This is a genomic window from Streptomyces sp. NBRC 110028 (assembly GCF_001417735.1).
Lineage (GTDB): Bacteria > Actinomycetota > Actinomycetes > Streptomycetales > Streptomycetaceae > Streptomyces.
The window spans coordinates 907,706-923,179 of record NZ_BBUZ01000022.1 but is presented as its reverse complement, the minus strand read 5'-3'; the positions used below and the strand labels follow the sequence as shown (position 1 = coordinate 923,179).

General features: G+C 71.9%; 11 protein-coding genes and 1 pseudogene. 3 read left to right on the top strand and 9 right to left on the bottom strand.

What is annotated here, in order from left to right:
* Window positions 1–18: 18 nt before the first annotated feature.
* Window positions 19–615: an HD domain-containing protein gene (locus ASC60_RS04280; protein ID WP_055546723.1), complete on the top strand. Its 597-nt coding sequence runs from the start codon at window positions 19–21 to the stop codon at window positions 613–615.
* Between the two features lie 24 nt (window positions 616–639).
* Here the strand turns inward: ASC60_RS04280 and ASC60_RS04275 are convergent, their stop codons facing one another.
* From ASC60_RS04275 to guaA, 5 genes are all read right to left on the bottom strand, one after another.
* Window positions 640–1,107, bottom strand: a complete 468-nt coding sequence (locus tag ASC60_RS04275) for a DoxX family protein (protein ID WP_055546722.1) — start codon at window positions 1,105–1,107, stop codon at window positions 640–642.
* 199 nt (window positions 1,108–1,306) lie between these two features.
* Window positions 1,307–2,611 (bottom strand): hypothetical protein, encoded by a 1,305-nt coding sequence (locus tag ASC60_RS04270; protein WP_055546720.1) that lies wholly within the window; start codon window positions 2,609–2,611, stop codon window positions 1,307–1,309.
* A gap of 116 nt (window positions 2,612–2,727) precedes the next feature.
* Complete coding sequence (locus ASC60_RS04265) at window positions 2,728–3,531, bottom strand: class II aldolase/adducin family protein (protein ID WP_370592870.1); 804 nt, start codon at window positions 3,529–3,531, stop codon at window positions 2,728–2,730.
* A 66-nt stretch (window positions 3,532–3,597) separates the two neighbouring features.
* Window positions 3,598–4,191, bottom strand: a complete 594-nt coding sequence (locus ASC60_RS04260) for a Uma2 family endonuclease (protein ID WP_055546717.1) — start codon at window positions 4,189–4,191, stop codon at window positions 3,598–3,600.
* A 130-nt stretch (window positions 4,192–4,321) separates the two neighbouring features.
* Window positions 4,322–5,908: a glutamine-hydrolyzing GMP synthase gene (gene guaA / locus ASC60_RS04255; protein WP_055546716.1), complete on the bottom strand. Its 1,587-nt coding sequence runs from the start codon at window positions 5,906–5,908 to the stop codon at window positions 4,322–4,324.
* A 267-nt stretch (window positions 5,909–6,175) separates the two neighbouring features.
* Between guaA and ASC60_RS04250 the strand changes: the two genes are divergently transcribed.
* Both ASC60_RS04250 and ASC60_RS04245 read left to right on the top strand, forming a co-directional pair.
* A complete protein-coding gene (locus ASC60_RS04250; RefSeq protein ID WP_063787061.1) occupies window positions 6,176–6,490 on the top strand; it encodes a chorismate mutase in 315 nt (104 codons plus the stop codon).
* Between the two features lie 646 nt (window positions 6,491–7,136).
* Complete coding sequence (locus ASC60_RS04245) at window positions 7,137–8,147, top strand: PT domain-containing protein (protein ID WP_063787072.1); 1,011 nt, start codon at window positions 7,137–7,139, stop codon at window positions 8,145–8,147.
* Window positions 8,148–8,183: 36 nt separating this feature from the next.
* Here the strand turns inward: ASC60_RS04245 and ASC60_RS04240 are convergent, their stop codons facing one another.
* The 4 genes and pseudogenes from ASC60_RS04240 to ASC60_RS04225 form a co-directional block, all read right to left on the bottom strand.
* A complete protein-coding gene (locus ASC60_RS04240; protein WP_055546712.1) occupies window positions 8,184–9,998 on the bottom strand; it encodes a GMC oxidoreductase in 1,815 nt (604 codons plus the stop codon).
* A 28-nt stretch (window positions 9,999–10,026) separates the two neighbouring features.
* Entirely contained in the window at window positions 10,027–11,667 is a 1,641-nt protein-coding gene (locus tag ASC60_RS04235; RefSeq protein ID WP_055546710.1) for a succinic semialdehyde dehydrogenase, read from the bottom strand.
* 88 nt (window positions 11,668–11,755) lie between these two features.
* On the bottom strand, window positions 11,756–13,654 hold the full coding sequence (locus ASC60_RS04230; protein WP_055546708.1) for a serine/threonine-protein kinase: 1,899 nt from the start codon (window positions 13,652–13,654) through the stop codon (window positions 11,756–11,758).
* An 87-nt stretch (window positions 13,655–13,741) separates the two neighbouring features.
* Window positions 13,742–15,443: pseudogene (locus ASC60_RS04225) on the bottom strand (protein kinase).
* Window positions 15,444–15,474: the final 31 nt, after the last annotated feature.

Sequence of the window (15,474 nt, the reverse complement as noted above, 5' to 3'; positions counted from 1 at the left end):
GGTTGCTACGCTCCCGCCGTGATCCTGCCGACGGTCGACGACATCCGCGCGCTGCACGAGGAGTACGCCCCGACGCGCGCGGCGTTCGAACTCGTGTACACGCACTGCGAGATCGTCTGGAAGGTCGCCGAACAGCTGCTGGCCGCCGACGGCCACCAGCTCGACGCCGACCTCGTCCGCGCGGGTGCCCTCCTCCACGACATCGGCGTCTACCGGCTCTACGACACCACCGGCCGGCTCCGGGCCGCCGACTACATCCGCCACGGAGTGCTCGGGCACGCGATCCTCCGCCAGGAGGGCTTCCCCGAGCGGCTGTGCCGCTTCTGTTCCTGCCACACGGGCGTCGGGCTCACACGGCACGACATCGAACGCCAGGGGCTTCCCCTGCCGGTGGCCGACTACGTGGCGGAGACCGGCGAAGAGCAACTGGTGATGTACGCGGACAAGTTCCACACCAAGACCACCCCGCCGGCCTTCCTCTCCTTCACCGCCTACGCCGCGCACGTGGACCGCTTCGGCGCGGAGAAGACCGCCGCGTTCCACGCCCTGCGCGACCGCTTCGGCGAACCGGAACTCGCGTCGCTCAGCGCGGCGTACGGACACGCGCGGACCTGAAGCCCCCCGCCCGAAGGGGCGTGCCTACGTGAAGAGCTGTGCGTGCTGGCGGCGGCGGTGCCTGGTCCAGGCCGTGTCCAGGGACAGGTAGGGGGCGCCGGCGAGGACCAGGGGGAGCCAGGCCATCAGGTAGGCCAGGTCGTTGCCGTAGTAGTACGGCTCCGTCTGCCAGCTCACCGTCAGCCACAGGCTCAGCGAGATCAGGGCGCCGCCCAGGGCGGCCAGGCGGGAGAGGAGACCGAAAAGGGTGCCCAGGCCGACGGCCAGTTCGCCGTAGGCGATGACGTAGCCGAAGGTGGCCGGGGAGTTCAGGGCCTGGTCGACCAGCCAGGGGACGGCCGAGGTGTCGCGCACCTGGGTCATCAGCTGGCCGATCGAGCCCGCCCCGCTGTCGGCGAGGAACGCCGAATCGGTGAGCTTGTCGATCCCGGCGTACACGAAGGTGACGCCGAGGAAGATCCGCAGCGGCAGCAGCGCGTAGCGGGAGGCCATCTGCCGCACTCCGCCCGTGGGCGGGCCGCCTATGCCACTCACCACGTTCACGCTGCCCGCGTCGCCCGCGGAGCCCCCTCCGACCGTTCGATCCGCATGCCTCATGACGCCCGCCTCTCCCATTGCGCAGTCATCGAAACCATACGGATGGCAGGGGCTTTTCACTCAGCCGAGGTCAGCGCCGAAGTCAGCGCCGAAGTCAGTCCAGTACGTCGATCTGGTAGCGGTTCGTCTCCGCCCCCGACGCCGTCACCACCTGCACGTCCACCCGGCCCGGCTCCACGTCCACCGGCACCGGCACGGTCAGGGCCGTATCGGTCGGGTTGCTGAAGCCGCCCGTCACCGGGACCAGGGGTACGTGGACGTGGACGGCGCCGATGCGGACGACCATGCGGGCCAGCCGGTCGGGGTCCTGCGCGCCCGGCGGGACGAAGCCGTTGCCGCGGATCTCGATGTCGTCACCGGTGCGGATCGGGGCGTCGCGGTCGATGCCGCCCTCCTCGGGGCGGACCCGGACGACGGACAGCACGGTCGGGCGGCCGCCCTCCGCGTACTTGCCGGCCAGATACATCAGGACGGAGACGACGGCGAGCAGCACCAGCCCCCAGGGCAGCTCCGGCAGCCGCCACGGTTCACGGGCGAGGCGGACGGCGGCGAAGACGAGGGCGACCGCGTGGACGACGACGTACTGGACGTCGGCGAAGCTGCCGCGGCCCGCGTCGTCGGTGAGGAGGTCGGCGGCGCGCGGGCGGACCGCACGGATCTTCTGCAGCCGCTGCGACCGCACCCGGGCCGCGACGACGAGCCGGGCGAGCACCGCGGCGAGGCAGGTCAGCGCGGCGACCGTGAGCAGCCCGGCGGCGTGGCCGAGGGACAGGCCACCGGCGATCCGGTCCCGGTCGCCGGGGGCGACGGCCAGTTCGACGGCCAGGACGAACACCGAGAAGACGGCCAGCAGCAGCCAGGCGGCGGCGAGGGAGCGGGAGGTGGACATCCGGTTGTCCTCGCCGACCAGCGGCGCGAGCGCGCCGCCGCCCGCGTAGTGCAGCCGGGCGGTGAGGGTCAGCAGCGCGCCCGTGACGAGGGCGGCGGTGAGCCCGGCGGTGCGGGCGACCGACCAGCCGGCGCCGATCGCCGTCGCCAACTGCCCGATCAGCAGCGCCCCGACCGCGCCCCACACCACCAGCAGGGTGCGCCGCCACACCGCGTCGCGCCACACGGTGCTCTCGGCGTGACCGCTGTCGACGACCGTACGGGCCGCATGGGCCAGCTCGTCCGACACCCACTGCCGGGACGCCCCCGCGGAGTGCGCGAGGGCCGCCGGAAGGCCCTCTCCGGCCGCGAACCGCTCCCGCATGGCCACGAACGCGGCCACCGCCCGCCGGTGGCCCTCGCGGGCGCCCTGGGGGCACTCACAGCCCGCCGGGCCGTGGTCCGGGTGACCGTGGCCGTCAGGTGCGCCCGCCTTCGCCTTCGTGGCGTCTTTCGTCGTGTCCACCGCCACGAGGTCTCACCGCTCCGTCGTTCACTCGTTCTGTACGTTCAGTCGTCTGTACGGGGCGCTCGGAGCGCCCCAACTGACATGTGGTGAGAGGGGATTGTGCCGCACGGCGAGGGGTCTCAGGTGAGCAGGTCCGGCTCACCCCGGGTGATCTGGAGATACAGGGGTTGATAGTTGATCCACGCCACAAGATCGCTTCCGAGCTGCTCACGGGTCCGCACCGCGCTCCGGTGATCGATGAGCACCGGCTTCCCCGCCGCCTTCGCCGCCAGCTGCGCCTGGCACGCGCGCTCCATCGTGATGAACCACCAGGCGGCCGCGTCGACCGAGTCCCCGACGGTCAGCAGACCGCGATTGCGCAGGATGAGGGCCTTGTACGCACCGAGCGCGGACGCGATCCCTCGGCCCTCCTCCTCGTCCACGACGACGCCGGTGCTGCTGTCGTAGAGCCCGTGGTCCTCGAAGAAGGCGCACACGTCCTGGGTGATCGGCTCCAGCAGCTCACCGAGCGCGGACAGGGCCCGGCCGTGGACGGAACGGGTGTGGACGACCGCCACCACATCCGGCCGGGCTCGATGCACGGACGAGTGAACGACGAAGGCCGCCTGGTTGACGTGGTAGCGCCCGTCGACCACCTGGCCCGCCTGATTGACGAGGATCAGGTCGCTCACGGTGACATGGGCGAAGGGCATGCCGAAGGGATTCACCCAGAAGTGGTCGGTGAACTCCGGGTCGCGCACGGTGATGTGCCCGGCGACCCCTTCCTCGTACCCGTACCGCCCGAAGATCCGCAGCGCCGCCGCCAGCCGCTCCTTGCGGTACCGCCGCTCGTCGGCCGGGGAGGCGTGGGTGGGCGGCATCGTGATGTGCAGCTGGTCGGTCGGTATCGGCTCGGGATTCGACCGTGGCATCGGCATCGTCATCGGCGGCTCCGCTCCTCCGGGGGTGCTGGAGCGGAAGCTACCTCCGGGTATCGCAGGAGGCCAGAGTCACGACAGACGGTCGATCTCGGTGAGGTCGATGTCGATGGTGAAGGGGACGGTGAGCTTGAGCTGGTTGTGGTGGAGGCCGGTATGCCGGTAGGTGCGCGTATTGGTGTCGAGCTCGAAGACGTGGACCACGGGGCGAGTGTCCGTGTTCGTCATCTCGACCCGCCAGAAGTGCGGGATACCCGCGTTGGCGTACTTGTGCGGCTTGGTGTCGTGGTCACGGGACTCGGACTCGGGAGAGACGACCTCGATGGCGAGGATCACATCGCCGACCTCGAAATAGGTCTGTGCACGGCTTCGCAGGGCTTCGGCACGCAGCACCGTGATGTCCGGTTCCGGGCCGTTGCGCTTGTCGATCACCACAGTCATCTCGCGCGCGACCCGCAGTTCGGGGGGCACAGTGCGCCGTAGGCCGCTCACCAGAAGATCAATCGCGACGCTGTGGAAGAAGCGCTGCGGACTCACGAAAACCAGACTCCCGTCGATCAGCTCGGTGTGCGGCGGGAGATCAGGCAGACTCAGCAAATCGTCCACGGTGTAGCCATCCGGCGGCGGCACGGGCCACGGAGTGGTGTGCAGCGGCTCAGCGGTCATGGTTCCTCCCATGGACGGGATTCTTGGCCGTGAGGCCAGCGTACCGAGCACGAACGCCGATGCCGCCACCCAAACGAATGAGCGACGGCATCGGCGTTTGACGATCAGATGATGATCGGGAGGAGGGCGGTCACTCCCACTCGATCGTGCCGGGCGGCTTGCTGGTGATGTCCAGGACCACCCGGTTGACCTCGTCCACCTCGTTGGTGATGCGGGTCGAGATGCGCGACAGCACGTCGTACGGGAGGCGCGACCAGTCGGCCGTCATCGCGTCCTCGGAGGAGACCGGGCGCAGCACGATGGGGTGGCCGTAGGTGCGGCCGTCGCCCTGGACGCCGACCGAGCGGACGTCGGCGAGCAGCACCACCGGGCACTGCCAGATCTCGCGGTCCAGACCGGCGGCGGTCAGCTCCTCGCGGGCGATCGCGTCGGCCTCGCGGAGCAGGTCCAGGCGGTCCTTGGTGACCTCGCCGATGATGCGGATGCCGAGGCCCGGCCCCGGGAAGGGCTGGCGGTGGACGATGTCGTCCGGGAGGCCCAGCTCCTGGCCGACGTTGCGCACCTCGTCCTTGAAGAGCCGGCGCAGCGGCTCGACCAGCTTGAACTCGATGTCGTCGGGCAGTCCGCCCACGTTGTGGTGGGACTTGATGTTGGCGGTGCCGGTGCCGCCGCCGGACTCCACCACGTCCGGGTAGAGGGTGCCCTGGACCAGGAACTCCACGGCCTCACCGGCCGCGCCCGCCTCGGCCACCAGCTCGGCCTGGGCCTGCTCGAAGACCCGGATGAACTCCCGGCCGATGATCTTCCGCTTCTCCTCGGGGTCGGACACCCCGGCGAGCGCGTCGAGGAAGCGCTGCTCGGCCTCGACGACCTTCAGCTGCACGCCGGTGGCCGCCACGAAGTCCTTCTCGACCTGCTCGGACTCGCCCTTGCGCATCAGCCCGTGGTCGACGTACACGCAGGTGAGCTGGTCGCCGATGGCCTTCTGGACGAGGGCGGCGGCGACGGCGGAGTCCACTCCGCCGGACAGCCCGCAGATGGCGCGCTTGGTGCCGACCTGCTCACGGATGGCCGCGACCGACTCCTCCACCACATTGGAGGTGGTCCAGGTCGGCTCCAGGCCCGCGCCCCGGTACAGGAAGTGCTCCAGGACCTGCTGGCCGTGGGTGGAGTGCATCACCTCGGGGTGGTGCTGTACGCCGTACAGCTTGCGCTCGTCGCATTCGAACGCCGCGACCGGCACCTGCGCGGTGGAGGCGGTGACGGTGAAGCCCTCGGGCGCGGCCGAGCAGGCGTCGCCGTGCGACATCCACACCTGCTGCTGCCCGGGGGTGCCCGCGAAAAGCGTCGAGCCCGGCTTGCTCACGGTCAGGTCGGTACGCCCGTACTCGCGCGCCCCGGTGTTGTCGACGGTGCCGCCGAGCGTGATGGCCATCAGCTGGAAGCCGTAGCACATGCCGAAGACGGGGATCCCGGCCTCGAAGAGCGCGCGGTCGAGCCTGGGGGCTCCCTCGGCGTAGACCGACGACGGCCCGCCGGAGAGGATGATCGCCTTCGGGTTCTTGGCGAGCATCTCCGCCACCGGCATGGTGGACGGGACGATCTCGCTGTAGACCCGGGCCTCGCGGACCCGTCGGGCGATGAGCTGGGCGTACTGCGCGCCGAAGTCGACGACCAGGACGGTGTCGGGGGCGGCAGCAGGGGACGCTGATGGCACTTCGGCGGCCTTCCGGCGGTGGAACTGGAGGGTTGGACTTTCGATTCTAACCAGCCCATAATCGACGCCATGTCCACGCGCATGACCTTCGTCTTTACCTATGGCACCGGCCCGTCCGGCTGCCATGGTCGTGCTGCTTGAACTACTGACAAGCGACTTCCCAGGCGCCCCGGGCCGGTCAAGGCCCGGGGCGCTGGTGCGTATGTCTTCGGGTCTCTCCCGGCCCCGGTCCCGCTCGGCGACAGACAGAGACCAGGAGATACGGATATGAGCACCACCTCTGATGTGACCACCCCTGACGTGACCACCTCTGATGTGACCACCCCTGATGTGACCGACACCGCCGCCGTGATCGGTTCCGCGCGCGAGCACATCGACGCCCTCGACGAACGGATCCTCGACCTCGTCCGGGAACGGATGGCGGTCTCGGCCTCCATCCAGGAGGCGCGGATCGCGTCGGGCGGGCGGCGGGTGAACCTCTCCCGCGAGATGGAGATCCTCGACCGCTACCGCCGGACGCTCGGCAAGCCGGGCACGGCCCTCGCCATGACGCTGCTGGAGCTGTGCCGCGGCCGGGCGTGACGCCCCTTCCGTCACCCGTACGGCGCGTGACCGGCCCGCGAACGGGCTCGTTGAGCCCGGTGCCGCGTCGGCGAGGTGACCGGTCGGCAGGGGACAGCAGCCCGGTCACCATCCATAGGGCGGTCGGTCCCGGGGACGCCCGGGACCGACCGTATCCAGTCGAAACGGTTGCGCCCGGAGCGTCGTATCGAGCACGATGCAGTGAGGGAAAACACCCCGGGCCAGCACCCGTCATTGGTCCGACCACGGTCTGATCACGAGTCCGGCCGCGCGGGCGTACGCCCCTGACGCACCCTTCTTCTTCTCCCCGCCGATTCCCACCCGGAGCCCGCGGCGCACCCCCCGGCGCCGCCCCTTCAGCACCGGCGCTGCCCTGACGCCGGTGCTGACCGCCTAGGGCCCCGGGACGTCCGACCCGTTCGGACGCCCCGGGGCCCTTCGCCTGCCCGGGTCACGCCTGTGGTCCCCGCGTGCCGCTCGTGTCCCTCGTGCCTCCCGCGCCCTCTGATGCGTCTGCGGATTCTGTGACCATTCTGTGAGCAACCGTGAGGGCAACCTTTCGGCCATCGGGATGGTCATGTACGTGCAAACCGAACGCACGGCCATTCCGCGCCCCCACCGCGACGGCCTTCCAGAAGAGGTCTTCATGGAGATTCGCCGCACACTGGTCGCCGCCGTAGCCACGGCCGCCCTGGCCCCCGCCGCGCTGCTCGCCGCGCCCGCCGCCTTCGCCGACAGCGAGCCGTCGGCCAGCCCGACGGTCGTCGAGCCGAGCGACGGGCCGTCGGAGCCGCCGTCGGACGAGCCGACCGACGAGCCGAGCGACGAGCCGACGGCCGGGCCGACCGACGAGCCGAGCGACGAGCCGTCGGACGAGCCCACCGACGAGCCGACGGCCGGGCCGACCGACGAGCCGACCGATGAGCCCACGGACGAGCCGACGGTCGGACCCACCGATCTGCCCACCGATGAGCCGACCGACCCCACCTGCGAGGAGGAGTCCGACGAGGCGGCCGTCACCACCGAGCTGCGCGGGCTGCCCAGCAAGGTCGTGGCCGGTTCCGGGTGGGTGCCGTTCACCTTCCGCACCACCAACACCTCCGACAAGGCGATGACGTCGGTGGACGCGTACGTGCAGATGTACGCCATCAGCAAGGACAAGCTCGACGACGTCTCGAAGCTCCTCACCGTGCAGTGGTACGACGAGGACTCCGGCACCTGGAAGGCCATCAGCGACGAGGCGGGCTACTTCGCCTCGATCGGCGAGCTGAAGCCCGGTGAGTACGCCGACGCCACGTTGCGGCTGAAGGTCGACGCCAAGACCCCCGGCAGCTACGGCTTCGGCTTCGCGATCGGCGCGTACCACAACGAGGACGACGTCTGCGGCTTCTCCGAGGCCATGGAGTACGACTTCGACGTCCTGGTCGCGGGCAGCAAGCCGGGGCCGATCGACGACGCCAAGCCCAAGCCGGGCGACAAGGGCAACCGGCCCGTGCCGCAGGGTGGCGGCAAGGAACTGAGCGAGCTGCCGGTGTCCGGGAAGCTCGCCGAGACCGGATCCTCCTCCGCGCTGCCGATGATCGGGCTCATCGGTGGCGTCGCGATGGCCGTGGGCGGCGGGGCCGTGTTCGTTGTGCGGCGGCGTCGCGCGGCGTGAGCTTGAGTCGTAGGGTCACCCTCCTGCGGGGTGGCCCTACGGTGCTTCCCCTGGGGGTTCGTCGTCGGATGCGGGCCGGTGGGCGGGCACAACCTTGAGGGCGGCGAACGCCGTCCTCGGGACCGCGGGGGTGTCCGGGGCCACCGGGGAGACACGGACGTACGGCTCGCCCTGGGGCGGGCGGGGGTCCGGGTCGCCCTTGTTGGGCCACAGGGACATCGCCCGCTCGGCCTGGGCCGTGATCGTCAGCGAGGGGTTCACGCCCAGGTTGGCCGAGACGGCGGCGCCGTCCACCACGGCGATCCCGGGATGTCCGTACAGCCGGTGGTACGGGTCGATCACGCCCTCCTCCGCCGACGCGCCGATCGGGCAGCCGCCCAGGAAGTGTGCGGTCAGCGGGGTGCCCATCAGCTCACCGACGTTGCTGCCCGGGAAGCCGTTGATCGACTCGGCGAGGTGGCGGGCCGCCGCCGCGCCCTCGGGGATGTGGTCCGGGTTGGGCGTGCCGTGGCCCTGGCGGGCGGTGAGCAGGCCCTTGCCCGGGCCCTTCGGCTTGCGGTAGGTGGTCAGCGAGTTGTCGTGGGTCTGCATGACCAGGCCGATGATGGTGCGCTCCGACCAGCGCCGGTTGGACAGGGAGCGCGCGGCGAGCGTCGGATGGCGCAGGTTGGCCGCCAGGAAGCGCAGCCATCCCGGGCCACGGCCCTGCGGGATCTGCAGGATGGACATCATGCCCATCGCGTTCGATCCCTTGCCGTAGCGGACGGGCTCGATGTGGGTGTTCTCGTCCGGGTGGATGGACGAGGTGATCGCGACGCCACGGCTGAAGTCGGGCCGCTCCCCGCGCCGGGCGCGGTAGCGGAGGTCGGTGGTCTGGGCGCCGACCAGGGCCTCGGAGTTGGTGCGGGTGAGCATCCCGAGCCGGCCGGACAGCCGTGGCAGCAGGCCCCGGTCGCGCATGGTGTGCAGCAGGGTCTGGGTGCCGTACGTACCGGCTGCGAGGACGACGTACCGGGCGCGCAGCCGCTTCGGCCTGCCTCTGCGGCGCTTGGCGGTGGGCACGGTGGTGACGTGGTAGCCGCCGTCCGGGGCGTCGCGCACGGCGACCACGGTCGTCATGGGGTGGATGACGGCACCGGCCCGCTCGGCGAGGTGGAGGTAGTTCTCGTTGAGGGTGTTCTTGGCGCCGCGGCGGCAGCCGGTCATGCACTCCCCGCACTGGGTGCACGCCCGGCGGGCCGGGCCCGCGCCGCCGAAGTACGGGTCGGGGACCTCCTCCCCCGGCGCGGCCTTCGCCGTGCCGTCGGAGTCCTCGCCGTCGCCGAAGAAGACGCCGACGGGCGCCATGTGGAACGTGTCGCCCACGCCCATCTTCTCGGCGGCCGCCTTGAGGTGGACGTCGGAGGGGGTCATGGTCCGGTTGAGCCGGGCGCCGAGCATGCGCCGCGCCTGGTCGTAGTACGGCTCCAGCTCCTGCTGCCAGTCGGTGATGCCGCCCCACTGCGGGTCGCGGAAGAACGGCTCGGGCGGTACGTACAGCGTGTTGGCGTAGTTGAGCGAACCGCCCCCGACCCCGGCGCCCGCCAGCACCATCACCTTGCCCAGGAGATGGATGCGCTGGATGCCGAAGAGGCCCAGGGCCGGGGCCCAGAGGTAGTTGCGCAGGTCCCAGGAGTTCTTGGGCAGCGTCTCGGGCGTGAAGCGGCGGCCCGCCTCCAGGACGCCGACCCGGTAGCCCTTCTCGGTCAGCCGGAGGGCCGAGACGGCTCCCCCGAAGCCCGACCCGACGACGATGACGTCATAGTCGTACGTGTCGTCAGCAGCCTCTTCGGCACGCCTGTCGTCTGACACTGGCACCCTCCCGTTCGCTCCGTACCGGTCAGCGCAGCCGCAGGGCCTTCATCGCGCGCAGGCTGCGGCTCATGAACTCCGCGTACTTCTCGTCCGTGAGGCCGAAGGACGGGCCGAGCGGCATCATGCGCTGCTGGGCGACCGTCTGCGCCTCGGTGTACTTGAGGATGCCCTCGGAGCCGTGGCGGCGGCCGAGACCGGAGTCGCCCATGCCGCCCATCGGGGACGCGACGCTGCCGTACGCGGCGGCGTACGCCTCGTTGACGTTGACGGTGCCCGCGCGCAGCCGGGCGGCGACCGCGCGGCCGCGCCGGCCGTCCTTGGACCAGACGCTGGCATTCAGGCCGTACGGGGTGGCGTTGGCGCGCTCGATCGCCTCGTCCTCGCCCGAGAAGCGGTAGACGGACACCACCGGGCCGAAGGTCTCCTCGGTGCACACCGCCATCGGCGCCTCCACGCCGTCCAGGATCGTCGGTTCGTAGAAGTACGGGCCGATGTCCGGGCGGGGGCGGCCGCCGGCGACGACCGTGGCGCCCTTGGAGACGGCCTCCTCCACATGGCGGGTGACGGTCTCCAGCTGCCGTTCGGAGACCAGGGAGCCCATCTCGGCGCCGTAGGCGAGGGCCGAGCCGAGCCGCATGGCCTTCGTACGCGCCGCGAACCGCTCCACGAAGTCGTCCGCGACCGACTCGTGGACGTACAGCCGCTCGATGGAGATGCACAACTGTCCCGCGGAGGCGAAGCACGCGCGGACCGCGCCCTCGGCCGCCCGGTCGAGGTCGGCGTCGCGCAGCACCAGCATGGCGTTCTTGCCGCCGAGTTCGAGCGAACAGCCCACCAGGCGGGCGGCGGCGGCCTGGGCCACGCCGCGGCCGGTGCGGGTGGAGCCGGTGAACGAGACGTAGTCGGCGTGCTCGACGACGGCCGGGCCGACGACCGGGCCGTCCCCGACGACGATCTGCCACACCCCGGGAGGCATACCGGCCTCCAGCATCAGTTCACGCGCCCACAGGGCGGTCAGCACGGTCTCGGTGTCCGGCTTCATGACGACCGCGTTGCCCGCGACGAAGGCGGGTATCGCGTCCCCGACCGACAGCTCCAGCGGGTAGTTCCACGGCACGATCTGGCCGACGACGCCGCGCGGCTGGCGCAGTTCGGTGACCTTGGTGAGCGTGGGGACGACGCCCAGGTGGGACTTGGGACGCAGATAGGCGTGCGCCTTGCGGCCGTAGTGGCGGGCGGCGAGGACGACGCCCTGGATCTCCTCGTGGGCGTGCAGCCGGGTCTTGCCGGTCTCCAGCTGGATCAGGTCCAGGACCTCCGGCTGGCGGCGCAGCAGCAGGTCGTGGAAGCGCAGGAGGACGGCGGCGCGGGCGCGCACGGGGGTCGCGGCCCAGGCCCGCTGGGCCGCGCGGGCCTGCTCGAAGGCGGTGGCGACGTCCTCGGGGGTGGACTCGGGCAGCCCGGAGGCCAGGACCTCCCCGGTGAACGGGGTGTGGTTGACGGTACTGCCGCTGCCCACGACGCCCCGGGCGAGCCGGGCGACCAGCTCGGGGGTGATGACGTCGGCGGCGGTCCGGGTGCCCTTCGCGGCGACCGGATTTCCGTCGGCGGGGGCCTCCGCCGCGGATGCGGCCTGGTCCTGTGCGCTGTCCTGCGAGTCGGTCATGGGGGCGAGGGTAGGCCCCGGCCGGGCGGTTTGGGTACCCGGCGGTAACAATTCATGGCCGCGGAACAACGGCCCATGGAAGCGACGTTCAGATGCCCTCTATCGTCAGGTTCTTCACCACGTCCTCGTACAGCGCGTCCCCGGTCCCCCGGGCGTCGCCCCTGGCGGGCATCGTCACGGTCAGCTGCCAGGCGATGTGATCGTCGCTGACGTAGACATGATCGCGGTTCAGGTAGAGGACGCGGTTCTCGTCGCTGGTGGTGCCGGGCTCGTAGAAGGTGGTGTTCAGGTCCTTCGCCGCTTCGCCCTGCTGTCGCGTGTCCTTGGCCTTCTCGCTGCGCGCCTCGTCCATCGTCGACAGGGCGCCGCTCTTGTAGTACGCGGCGATCTGCCCGGTCACGCCCGCGGCGTTCGTGATCTTCCGTTCCGGGCCGGGCACCAGCTTGGTCAGGGTGATGGTGTAGACGCCGCTGGGGTCGTCGAAGGTGACGCTCGGCGCGCGCTCGTCGCTGTCGTCCTGCACCCGTTTGTACGCGCTCGGCACCGCCAGCGAGGCGGCCACCACATCGCGCTCCTCGCGCACGGTCCAGCCGGACGGCAGGGGGTCCTCGGTCGCGAACGGCTTGGTGAGGACCAGCACCAGCACGGACGCGATCACCACGAGGGCGGCGCCCAGGCCGACCTGAGCCGTGCGGTTCTCGTGCAGGACGGGCGGGACGAAACGGCTGCCGCCGCTCCGGGCCGCCTCACCGCCGTACGCGCCCGCGGGGAGGGCGGTGGGAAGCGGCCGCGGCGCCGGCCGTACGACCGACTCCAGCGCCTCGCGCGTCTCGGCCGCCGACGGGCGCATGGCCGGGTCCTTGAGCAGCAGTCGCATGGTGATGGAGCCGAGGACGTCGGGGCCCCGGGCGGGCCGCTGCGGTTCGGCCGACAGCACGGCCTGCAGGGTCGCGGGGGTGTGCGAGCGGCGGAACGGGGACATGCCCTCGACCGCCGCGTACAGCACGACACCCAGCGACCACAGGTCCGACGCCGGGCCAGGCCGCTGCCCGAGCACCCGCTCGGGCGCGATGAATTCGGGCGAGCCGACGAAGCCGCCGGTCTCGGTCAGCCCCTGTTCGCCCTCGACCTGCGCGATACCGAAATCGGTGAGGACCACCCGGCCGCCCCGGCCGAGCAGCACATTGTCCGGCTTGACGTCACGGTGCAGCACACCCGCCTCGTGCGCGGCCGACAGGGCGCCCAGCACGGCGAGCCCGATCCGGGCCGCCTCACGCGGATCGAGCGTGCCCTCCGCCAGCCGGTCGGCCAGCGAGTCGCCGCGCACCAGCTCCATCACGATCCAGGGGCGGCCGTCCTCGACCACCACGTCGTGGACGGTGACGACGGAGGGGTGGTCGATCCGGGCCGCGGCGCGCGCCTCGCGCTCCATCCGCTGGTGGACGGTCTGCCGCTCGCGGTCCGGCAGATGGGCCGGGACGCGCGGCTCCTTGACCGCCACCTCGCGGTCCACGATCTGGTCGTGCGCCTTCCAGACGGTGCCCATACCGCCGTGGCCGAGCCGCGCGAGGAGCCGGTAGCGGCCGCCGAGGAGCCGCCCCGGGCCGGGGCTCTGCCGCACGCCGTGGGCGGCCGCGCGCGGGTCGCGCGGGTCGTGCCGGTCGTGCCGGTCGCGCCGGTCGCGCCGGTCGCGCCGGTCGCGCCGGTCGCGCGGATCGTACGGTGCGGCGGCGGGGCCCTGCCCCGGTCGCGGGTCCGGCTGCGCGTCCGGCTGCCGGTCCGGGCCAGCGTCCGAACGCGGCCGAGGAGCAGCCGGGGCGCCGTGGTCGTGAGCGGGTTCGGCGCGCTGCCCGGATGCCTGCGTGGGCTCGTACGCACCGGCACCGGGTCCCGCCTGCCGTCGTGGCGGCGCGGGCGGCACCGCTTGCTGCGGCGGCCGCAGATCGTAGCTGCTGGGCTCGTTCGCCCGTCCCCCGTCGTTCGTCATGCGCAAATCATTACCTCGTGGGCGGTGAACACCGCCACCCGCCGATGGGCCGCGCGGACGGCTCGTGACAAACCCGTTGCGGCCAGGTCAGCCCGGCGCCCCGGATCGGGCGAACGTGGCGACAGCCGTATCGAAGTGACGTTTCCCCTCGGACTTCTTCTCCACCGGGGCAGAAATCCACAGATCGTACATCTTGCCGCCCTCGTTCCAGCTCAGGTCGAAGGTCTGCCGGGAGCCGCCGTCATCGGCCGAACCGTCCCAGACGAACGCCCCACAGCGCCGCCGGGTGCCCGTTGTGCGTGGTCCGGATGACCTGCCCGTTGCGGTACCCCTCGTAGCTGCTCGGCCCCTTGGCGTCCGCCGCCCGGCTCACGGAGAGGGGGCCCCTCGGGTCCGGCTCCTGGGGGTGGACGCCGATACGGAACTCCAGGCCGGGCGAGTTGTAGTAGACCCGGGGCGACTTGTCCTGGCGGGCGAAGCCGTCCGGTACGGCGAGCGAGAACCCGGCCGGGTCGTGGACCAGCTCATACCCCTCGGGCACACCGCCGGGGGACGCCTCGGGGGATGTCGGCGCCTCCGGGTCGGTGGACGCCTTCGGGTCCGGGGACGTCTTCGGTTCCGGGGACGTCTTCGGGGAGGCCGTCCGGTCCGGGGCCCGCGCGGCCGGTTCCGCGTCGCCGCCCGCGCTCGCGTCCTGGCCGGTGCCCTCCTCCGCGACCCGGGCCGCGCCACGGTCACCGGCCGTCGTGCCCTTGCCGCCGTCGTCCAGCAGCGCCATCGTGCCCGCGCCCAGCCCGGCGAGGGCGACGACCGCGGCGACGGCCATCAGCACCGTACGGCGCCCGGGGACACGGCGCGGCCGCGATGCGGGGGTGGTCGAGGCGAGCGGGGTGGCAGCCGGGGGCGCGAGCGGCGCGCCGGACCGCGTCGGGGTGCCCTCCGCGGAGAACCCCGAGGTGTCCCCCGAGTCCAGGTACGTGCGCAGCATCCGCGTCGCCTCGTCCGCGCTCAGCCGCTTGCGCGTATCGCGCCGCAACAGCCCCTCGATGAGCGGCCGCAGCGGCCCGGCGGCCTCCGGCACGCGCACCTCGTCGTGGACGACGGCGTGCAGCACCGCCGCCACGGACTCCCGGTGGAACGGCGACACGCCGCTCACCAGCGTGCACAGCAGCACGCCGAGCGACCACAGATCCGACTCGGGCCCGGTACGGCGACCCGACATCCGCTCCGGCGCCGTGTACTCGGGCGAGCCCACGAACGCCCCGGTCTCGGTCAGCGTCGTCGCCCCGTCGACCTGCGCGATCCCGAAGTCCGTCAGCACGACGCGGCCGGTGCCCGCCTCGACCAGGACGTTCGCCGGTTTGATGTCCCGGTGCAGGACGCCGCGCGCATGCGCCACCCGCAGCGCGTCCAGCAGCGCCGCCGCCACCCGGCCCGCCTCGCGCGGCCCGAGCGGGCCCTGCGCGCCCAGCCGGTCGGCGAGCGAGGACCCGTCGACCAGTTCCATGACGATCCACGGATGACCGTCCTGCTCCACCACATCGTGCAGGACGATCACATGGGGATGCTTGATCTGCGCGACCGTACGGGCCTCCCGCAGCGCGCGCTCGCCGCGCAGCCGGTCGTCGGGGCCGGAGCCCTCGTCCACGTGCAGTTCCTTGAGCGCGACATCGCGGCCCAGCAGTTCGTCGACGGCCCGCCAGACCGTGCCCATGCCACCGCGGCCGAGCCGTGAGACCAGCCGATAACGCCCGGCCAGCAGGCCGGTATTGCCCCCGTTGTCAGCCATGGGCTCATCGTGCCCCACGGCTCCGGAGGCG